Below are 2577 nucleotides of genomic sequence, written 5' to 3' on the forward strand. Positions count from 1 at the left end.
TGGTAACCGTAGTGGTAACCGGTTCGGACGGCCAAAGCCAAACCGTTACCACCACCGTCAAGGCAGACGGCAGCTACAGCGTAGACGTGCCCAAAGCCCTGCCCGACGGCGGCTACACCGCCGAAGCTTCGGTGAAAGATCCCGCCGGCAACGAAGGCAAAGCCAAAGACAACGGCTCGGTCGACACAGTTCCGCCGGAAGTAAAAGCACAAGATCAGCAGGTTGTAGAAGCCAGCAATGCCAAAGTAAGCGGCATAATTAAAGTTGGCGATGCAGGCGGTGTAGCTTCCATTACTGTGGGTGGTAAAGATGTTACTACAGCAACTGCAGCTGCACCTGTTGTGATTAACACGGCTAAAGGCCAGTTGATTATTAACGGTTACAATACGGCAAAAAGTGAAATAACTTACACCTATACCGAAAACGGTAAAGCCAAAGACCACAGCAGAGGCGATAATTCTGTGACCGATAACTTTATTGTTGCAGTGAAAGATAAAGCCGGTAATACGGCAATGGACAGCTTGGATATTAAGATTGCTGATACTGCCCCTGTTGCCGTTAATGATGTAAACAGCATTAGTGAAAAAGGTACATCGGTAAGCGGCAATGTGTTGGTGAACGACCAAACGGGAGCTGATACTCCAGTAACGGTAACCGCCGACAAGCTGAATGGAAGTTACGGTAAGTTGGTGTTGGGTGCCGATGGTAAATATACCTACCATCTTGATAGTAATAATGCAGCAGTTAAGGCATTAAACAACGGCCAAAAACTGGTTGATAGTTTCAATTACACAGTAAAAGATGCCGATGGCGATAAATTAACGGCAACATTGAAGATTACTGTTAATGGTGTGGACAGCGATAGAATCGAAATTGGCACAAACGACCCCAATACCAATATTAAAGGTGGCGGAGGTAATGATGTATTGATCGGTGATGCCGGAGGTACTCAAACTATTATTACTAAAGGCGAAAACTACAATGTTGCTATCTTGCTCGATATATCGAACAGTATGAAGAGCTATCGTACAAGCGAGGGTATCACTTACTTGGACATGGCCAAAAAATCTCTGCAGAAATTAGCCGGGGAGCTAGCGGCTCATGATGGTAAAGTTAATGCCAGCCTGATTGTTTTTAATAAGACGGCTCATCAAGTCATAAATATAAAGGATTTGAATAACTCTAAAGTCAATTCCTTAATAGAAGCTATTCAACGGTTGAGTAATAAAGAGGATCTAAGAGGCTCAACAAACTATGACGACGCATTTAGAGATACTGCAGCTTGGTTTAATAAAGTATCTGAAGCAGGTTACAATAATGTTACCTATTTCTTGACCGATGGGCAGCCGACTACTTTTGGTGCAGATGGAAGAGGCGACAGTCTTCATAACTATGCATATGTAACACAAGGATCGGTTAATGCGGGCTTGAAAAGCTTCCAAGCGTTAAGTAGTGTTTCTTCTGTTCATGCAGTAGGTTTTGCCAAAGGAGTACAGCAAACAACACTGAAATATTTTGATAACACCGTAACCTCAGGAAGCTTGGAGCAGGGGCAAGATGTTATTTGGACAAATCAAGGGTATTTGGGCAACAGAAAAGTTGTATATAAGGGTACTGCCGGAGAAGCAACAATTATCAATTCCCCAGATGAACTTGATGCTGCTTTGAAAAAAGGCACATCACAAACCATTGAGCACAAAGTGTCTGATGATACTTTGATAGGTGGTGACGGTAATGATATTTTGTTTGGCGACTCAATCAATACTGATCATTTGGCTTGGAAAAACAACTTAACCGGCGCGGTTTATAAAGCAGGCAGCCATAACGGTATGAGCTCAGAAGCACTTAATGAATTTATTAAGTGGAGTGAAAACGGCGGTGTAGCAGCAACCGACCAGCAAAAAGTAGATTATGTTCAAAAACATTGGGCAGAATTGCTGGACAGTCGTTCAGATGGCGGCAATGATACTTTGAACGGTGGTGCCGGTAACGACATTCTGTTTGGAGGAGCCGGTAACGATAGCTTAACCGGCGGAGAAGGTGCTGATAAATTTGTGTTCTTAGCCAACAGTAACAGCGGTAAGGACAAAATTCTCGACTTCCAAGCAGGCAGCGATAAAGTAGTATTTGCCGATTTGGTAGGCCCTGCGCAATTGAAAGGTGCAGTATGGAATGACCAAACCCACACCTTGAGCTTTACCGGCGTAGGGAAAGACGGTGTTTCTTACCAAAACAGCATAACCTTTTCAGGAATGTCTTCGGGGGAAACCTTAAACAGCATTCTAGAAAAACATGTTGAATTTATAGGCTGACTTAACAGCTGGCAAATAGAGCTCTGCTGAATGAACCACTCTCTATTTTTATCATTTTAATCAATAATTTGATCCAAAGGGCTGAATCCTGTGCTGTATAGGGTTCGGTCCTTTTTATTTCGGCTGAATCCTATTATGTGTCAATTCCATTCCAAAACTGAGCCACAGTTGTGGTCTAAAATTGAGCCACCCTATGAGCGGTGTTTCATCCGGTAAGAATCATTGCCCGTCTCAAAAATATCGCAGCAATAAGTCAGACGCTCCA

At 43.6% G+C, this 2577-nt stretch carries 1 protein-coding gene; it reads left to right on the forward strand.

Features of this window, described 5'->3' with window-relative positions; all coding sequences use genetic code 11:
* On the forward strand, nucleotides 1–2312 hold a 2312-nt coding region (locus IR141_RS12290; RefSeq protein ID WP_228068265.1), incomplete at its 5' end, for a VCBS domain-containing protein.
* Nucleotides 2313–2577 lie beyond the last annotated feature (265 nt).

It is taken from the genome of Neisseria sp. 19428wB4_WF04 (assembly GCF_015235335.1).
GTDB classification, from domain to species: Bacteria; Pseudomonadota; Gammaproteobacteria; order Burkholderiales; family Neisseriaceae; genus Neisseria; species Neisseria musculi.